Annotated in this window: 4 protein-coding genes, 1 tRNA gene and 1 pseudogene; 2 read left to right on the top strand and 4 right to left on the bottom strand. The window is 38.3% G+C overall.

What is annotated here, in order from left to right; genetic code table 11:
• Positions 1-158 (bottom strand): annotated as a pseudogene (locus ACFINO_RS02150) (integrase); the annotation flags it as partial.
• A 557-nt stretch (positions 159-715) separates the two neighbouring features.
• Here ACFINO_RS02150 and ACFINO_RS02145 point away from each other — a divergent pair.
• Positions 716-790: transfer RNA gene (locus tag ACFINO_RS02145), tRNA-Gln, on the top strand.
• Between the two features lie 233 nt (positions 791-1,023).
• Here the strand turns inward: ACFINO_RS02145 and ACFINO_RS02140 are convergent.
• The 3 genes from ACFINO_RS02140 to ACFINO_RS02130 are packed head-to-tail and all read right to left on the bottom strand — an operon-like array spanning position 1,024 to position 4,477.
• On the bottom strand, positions 1,024-1,488 hold the full coding sequence (locus ACFINO_RS02140; protein WP_375634273.1) for a toxin-activating lysine-acyltransferase: 465 nt from the start codon (positions 1,486-1,488) through the stop codon (positions 1,024-1,026).
• 6 nt (positions 1,489-1,494) lie between these two features.
• A complete protein-coding gene (locus ACFINO_RS02135; RefSeq protein ID WP_375654980.1) occupies positions 1,495-2,820 on the bottom strand; it encodes an HlyD family type I secretion periplasmic adaptor subunit in 1,326 nt (441 codons plus the stop codon).
• On the bottom strand, positions 2,810-4,477 hold the full coding sequence (locus tag ACFINO_RS02130) for a peptidase domain-containing ABC transporter (protein WP_375634270.1): 1,668 nt from the start codon (positions 4,475-4,477) through the stop codon (positions 2,810-2,812). Before ACFINO_RS02130 ends, ACFINO_RS02135 begins: the two co-directional genes overlap by 11 nt.
• 254 nt (positions 4,478-4,731) lie before the next feature.
• Between ACFINO_RS02130 and ACFINO_RS02125 the strand changes: the two genes are divergently transcribed.
• The gene (locus ACFINO_RS02125; protein ID WP_375654979.1) at positions 4,732-5,373 is read left to right on the top strand and encodes a hypothetical protein; all 642 of its coding nucleotides are present in this window, start codon (positions 4,732-4,734) and stop codon (positions 5,371-5,373) included.
• The last annotated feature ends 627 nt before the right edge of the window (positions 5,374-6,000 follow it).

Genomic DNA, 6,000 nt, shown 5'->3' with positions numbered 1-6,000 from the left:
AAGCCCATTTCGCGGCGGCGCCCGTGAATGGTATAGCGATAAAGCCATTGAGCACCTCCATCTTTACGCTTATGAAGAAGCAAGCCGGCACCATCATTATATTTGCCAGCCCCCAATGTTGCGACAGCCCTTGCATTAAGACGATTCATAAGAACCATTTTTACTCCTTTCTTGTACAATTTTTACCCACACGCTAGCCCCGCTTTTGACGTGCAAGCAAGTGATATTAATTGATTCAATCTGAGAGGGTTTGTGATGAGAAAATCTTACTATATTCGGAGTTATGATTCAAGTTGAAAAAGGATGATTTATTATTATAAATCAATGTGTTGACAGAGCACAGCAGCACTATTATACACTTACCGATTGCCAATGTGGTGACAGCTTTTTTCTTAAATTGAGCAAGATGGGATTTTAATATATCAAGAAAAGTAAATCATATGCAAATTTATTAGATACATGAGTAAACTGCAAGATTTTCTTCTGTTCCTAGAAAATCAATACAAAGAGCAAAATAATTGATGGATAAATGGTTTTTTCTTATGTTAAAATCACAACTGTATATCAGTTTCTGCTACGAATTTGTATCGATGGCAATGCCATACAAAACTCAGAAATTTTATGATAAAAAAGTAAAGTCTTTGATTTTCAGATATTGCGTCCAATCACAGGAATCGCTATAAAGTGCAAGAGTTGCTATAAAGCGTGTTTTTTTTGGGGTATAGCCAAGCGGTAAGGCACCGGTTTTTGGTACCGGCATTCCCTGGTTCGAATCCAGGTACCCCAGCCAATTTTAGTGAAATTAGTTAATCAAAGTTCAGCTTGAGAGTGAATTAGCCCCCTTAACCATCTATTGCTATTCATGGAAAGTCTGGTAAGTTGAAAAACATCTATTTGTAGCGGGGCAGCTCTAAATAATGGTAAAGTTTTCTTTTAATATAGCTATCGCTTAAAGAACTCTTTTAAAAGCTTATTTTTTATAAGAGGGGAATAAATGATTTATGCGCACTTGCTTTAGAAAAACTATTTGGCTGGATTTTGCGCTCTATAGCAACACCAGCGTGCAATTTTTCGTATTCCACCATCTTCATTACGTCGTACAGCATAACAATAACGCTGATCAGGAAATATATTTCGTTGCATATCGCGTACAATATGAGCAGTATGGCCATAGGGTGCTACACAATCAATAAACCATACGTATTTTCCATTCTGCCAATTGACATCGGGTAAAAATTCTCCCTTTTTAAGCATAGATTGATGATTTTTCTCATCTAAAAAAGCCCAAGTGATAAAGGCACAAAATTCTCCACGTTCATTTTTATAGAGTTTATATTGCCCAGTCTGTAAGGCGGGTCCTATGTTGCGTTCGATATCCCAAATTCGCCAGCGGCGGTATAAGGGAGATGTAAGCATTAAAACCATCATAGCTCCTAACGCTGTAAGAGGGTCTATGAATGATGATGAAGGATTTTCATGCACACACATTAATCTTTATCTTTCCTTTAGAGATTGTTCTAAAATTTTGGTGATAGGTTCAAAGAAATAAGAAATGAGACGTCGTTTTGAGGTAATGACATCCGTTGTCACAGTCATGCCAGGGATAAATTTAAGATGTTTGTTATTCAAAGTGATATGATCTTGGTCAATTTTGATTAAAACAGCGTAGACACCATTAATTTCTTTATTATAGCGCGCTGTAGCGCCTACATTAACGACTGTACCGTGGATAACACCGAAACGTTCAGGTGGAAAGGCAGAAAACTTGATGTAAGCACGTTGACACTTTTCTAAAAAACCAATATCTCGATTATCAAAAAACGCTTCAACAATGAGACCACCTGCATCAGGGACAATACGCATAAGCGTTTTACCAGCTTCTACAAAGCCGCCCAAAGTATGGATACTTAAATCATCGATACGTCCATCAACAGGTGCATAAAGTGATAAGTGGTCAAGATGGTATTGAGTGCTATCAAGCTTTGCTTTTAATCCTTGAAGATTCAGTTCTGTTTCACGCGAAAGTTGCCGATAGCGGGCGATTTCATCGGAAATGAGACTTTTCCGTTGTTGGCGGAGGGTGTTTATTTCGGCGGCATTTTCTTCCAAACGTCTTTGATTGGTTAAAATTTCATGCTCGACATTTTTAAAATCATGTAAACGCTCTAAATAAACGGCTTGGCTAATGACTTTTGTTTCCATTAGGCTTTTTGCAGCCTTTAATTTCCCTTGGCTTAATTGACGATCATCTTCCAACCTATCTAATTGCGCATGTTGTGTTGCACCGCTGCGCTCGACGCGATCCGCTTGTGCTTTTAGCGCTCTTAATTTATCTTGGAGAGATTGAAGGGCTGCGCTAATGAGTTTTTCACCTTCTATTCTTGCAGTCGTGTTGCCAGAAGGAGGAGCTGGCAGATAGGCAAGCCCTTTGGTCACAAAATCTTTATCCAAAGGATCACTTTCATGCAAAGCTGTTAAAATAGCTGTTGCGATTTGTGCTTGAAGAGTTTGTTGCGCGATATCTGCTTGAACACGTGCGCACTCATTGAGGGCTTCACGAGGATCTAATTGAATAAGGAGATCCCCTTGATGAACAAATTGCCCTTCTTTTACAAGGATTTTTTCAATGCGTCCTGTATTTTGCGCTTGGACAAGCTGAACATAGGTGGTGGGAATAACACTTCCTTGCCCCCGTGCAACAATCTCTGTTTTTGCGATAAAGCTGCCGATCACAATAAAGAGAAATAAAGCAATCAAAACAGCAACCACCATATGAAGCGTTGGTGACAAAGGGCGCAAATAAGGAGCTTTATCTGCCATTTTTTGCCTCCAAATCAGTAAAGTTTAAGACGGTTGCATGCTGAGGAAAGAGGTCACTTTTGTGGGTAATAACAAGAACAATACGTTCTTGCGAAAGTTTATATAAATGCTCAACAATTTGTGCACTGACAGTGTCATCCAATGCGGAAGTAGGTTCATCCAAAATAAGAAGGCTTGGATTTATCAGAAAAAAACAAGCCAAAGCCAAGCGTTGGCGCTGACCACCTGATAAAAAACCACCTTGCTCTCCTACTTGAGTATGGAGTCCTAGAGGTAATTGAGTGATCAAATCATGGCAAGCACTAACATATAGTGCAGCATCGATTTCATCTTTAGTGGCATCTGGTTTAGCAAGAAGCATATTCTCAAGAATGGTTCCGGAAAAAAGGCAAGGATTTTGAGGAAAATACGCGATTGTGTCACGCACGCTACGGACATCAAAATTCTGTAAAGGTTGGGCGTTAATCAATATCTTTCCGCTTGTTGGGGGGTAGAGTCCACAAAGGAGCTTCGCCAAGGTTGTTTTTCCGCACCCTGAAGGACCAAGTAACATAATTGGTTGCCCAGGTTGTAAACAGACATCAAGATGATTGATAATGGACTTATCTCCATAAGAAAAACAGAGATCGTTGGCTTCAAGATGAGGAGGAGCGCTGAGTTGAAGAGGCGGCTTTTCTTCTTCCCATTCTGAAGGGGAGTTAAGAATATCGCCCAAACGAAGACGAGAGATTTTCAAATGCTGCCATTCTTCCCATAGGGATGCAAGGCTTAAGATAGGACCAGAAACATTTCCAGCGAGGAGATGAAAGGCAATAAGTTGCCCTAGTGTAATCTGGTTTTGAAGAACTGCCTGAGCACCAAAAAAGATAATAAAAATAGTGAAAAGATCACCAAAAATATGGCTCATGGCTCCATTGAGAAGATGTAATTTACTGGTTGTAAGGCTTTGATCTAAACTACGGGCTAAAGTTTCTTGCATGCGTATTGTATGAGCAGCTTCTTTTACGTGTGCTTTAATGGCTTCAAGATTGGTAAAACTTTCAATAAGGCGCGATTTATGGACAGCTTGCAGAGTGAAAGCACGGCGTAATTGGCGGCGCAAGAAGGGACCGACCAGCGCTAAAGAACCCATTTGTAAAGGTAAAATGATAAGGACAATAAAGGTCAGTTTCGGACTAATGGAAAAGAGTGCAGCAATATAAATAATGGCAAACAGAACATTCAGTACGGTTGTGGCGATGGTTCCTGTTAAAAAACCGCGAATTGTATCAACTTCTCCAATACGTGAAAACAATTCTCCTACTTGCCAACGGCGTAAAGTGGGCAAGGAGAGACTTAAAAGATGGGTGTAAATGCGCCGTCCAAATTCTAGCGTAAGCCGATTGGCTAAATAGGCACCTAAGTAGCCAGATAGAGTGCTAAGAGCTGTGCTAAACAGCATGATAGCAACCATCAAGACAACGATAGCATAGAGACTTTCAATACGCTGAAAAGGGAGAATACGGTCGATAATCGCTTGAAAAATAAAAGGATTCACCAAGCCCAGCAAACGCAAAACAACAGCAACGCAACTGAGTTCGATGACATAATAGATATATTTCTTTGTTGTTCTTGTAAACCAAGAGAATGATACTGGTTTTTCTTGTGAATGACTCATTTGAATTTATGATTTTGTTTAAGAGAAAGAGCGATTGATGTCGCATATTTAAACAGTATTGTAAATAGTATTATATTAACACAAAATATACATTTTGTGTTAATATAATATAAACATAATGTATTTATTGTTTATACAGTATTTTTATTGTTATTTATACAAATTATATTTGACTTATTATAAAATGAACAATAATGAATTTTCCACTGTATCGTTGTGATACAGTTATTTTTAATAATAAAAGGAGGATTTAAATGGGTAGTTCAAGCTCATCAAATGATTCAAGTAGTAACTCACATCCAAAAAGTTGGCTTTTTCCAGAAGATGATTATAGTACAGGCGCTCATGCCCAAGCAGCAGGTGCAGGCGGCATCATAGGAGACGTAATAGGAGGTATTGCTGGTGCAGTTGGAGGTCTTTTTTCTGGACCGGGAGGTGTCAGTTCTGGCTTACTCGGTGGAGCAGTAAGCGGCGGAATAGGAGGAGCTGGTGATGCCTTGGTAGATAAGTACAATCAATTTCATCCGAATTCGAGCTGTGAAGTAGGCGATTACGTTGAAGCATCGGCCATAAAGGGAGGGATAGGAGCACTAGGAGGAGCATTAGGTGGTTCAGTGGCAGGTCCTGTTGGTACGTTCACTGGAGCAGTAGGCGGCGGACTAACAGGAGCAGCTAACGGTTTTTTAGATAAGTATAATCAATGTCATCCAAATCCGAGTTGTCAAGTAGGCGATTACGTTGAATCAGCTGCCATAAAGGGAGGGATAGGAGCAATAGGAGGTGGAATAGCAGGAGCTTCTGGAGGTCCTGTTGGTGCGCTCGGTGGAGCAGTAGGCGGCGGACTAACAGGAGCTGCTACCGGTTTTATAGATAAATACAATCAATGCCATCCGTAAAGTGGAGGGACACTGTTTCTAATTTATTTAGAAAATAACGATAAAGATATTTCTGAGATCAGTGATATTGTAAACATACTTTAAAGCTATGGCTAAACTGATTTCAGGGATATTTTTGTGTATGATAATAGATATTTTATTTTGGATTCTTTGTCATGTATACTTTTATTAGTTCCTTAGTGACAGCAATTGCATTTGGATTTTTCATGTTTTTTTTCAATAGATTTAAAGGTGAGAACTGGAGTATAAAAAGGATAATATTATCAACAATTATATTTTTTATAATATATTATTCTGGAAGTTTATTAGTTAAATATATGGGAATTTTATAAAAATTATTTATATATAAAATTATAATTATTTGAGTTAAGTTTATTATTTGAATTATACTCTATTGCTCTCTCTCTATTAAATCATTCATAAAGTGGATGAAATTTCAGTCTGGATTTTTTGTTATGTATACTTTTACTAGCTCCTTAATGACAGCAATTGGATTTGGACTTTGCATGTTTTTTTACAATAGATTTAAAGGTAAGAACTGGAGTATAAAAATGGAAATATTATCAACAATTAGGTTTTTTATACTATATTATGCTGCAAATTTATTAATTGAATATACGGGAATTT

This window comes from Bartonella sp. AA83SXKL, assembly GCF_042196965.1.
Classification (GTDB): domain Bacteria; phylum Pseudomonadota; class Alphaproteobacteria; order Rhizobiales; family Rhizobiaceae; genus Bartonella.
This window is presented reverse-complemented; position numbering and strand designations above follow the sequence as displayed.

What these genes read in the sequence shown, in the direction of transcription:
- ACFINO_RS02140 (WP_375634273.1), bottom strand. Translation starts at nt 1,488, where the DNA reads ATGTGTGTGCATGAAAATCCTTCATCATCATTCATAGACCCTCTTACA.
- ACFINO_RS02135 (WP_375654980.1), bottom strand. Translation starts at nt 2,820, where the DNA reads ATGGCAGATAAAGCTCCTTATTTGCGCCCTTTGTCACCAACGCTTCAT.
- ACFINO_RS02130 (WP_375634270.1), bottom strand. Translation starts at nt 4,477, where the DNA reads ATGAGTCATTCACAAGAAAAACCAGTATCATTCTCTTGGTTTACAAGA.
- ACFINO_RS02125 (WP_375654979.1), top strand. Translation starts at nt 4,732, where the DNA reads ATGGGTAGTTCAAGCTCATCAAATGATTCAAGTAGTAACTCACATCCA.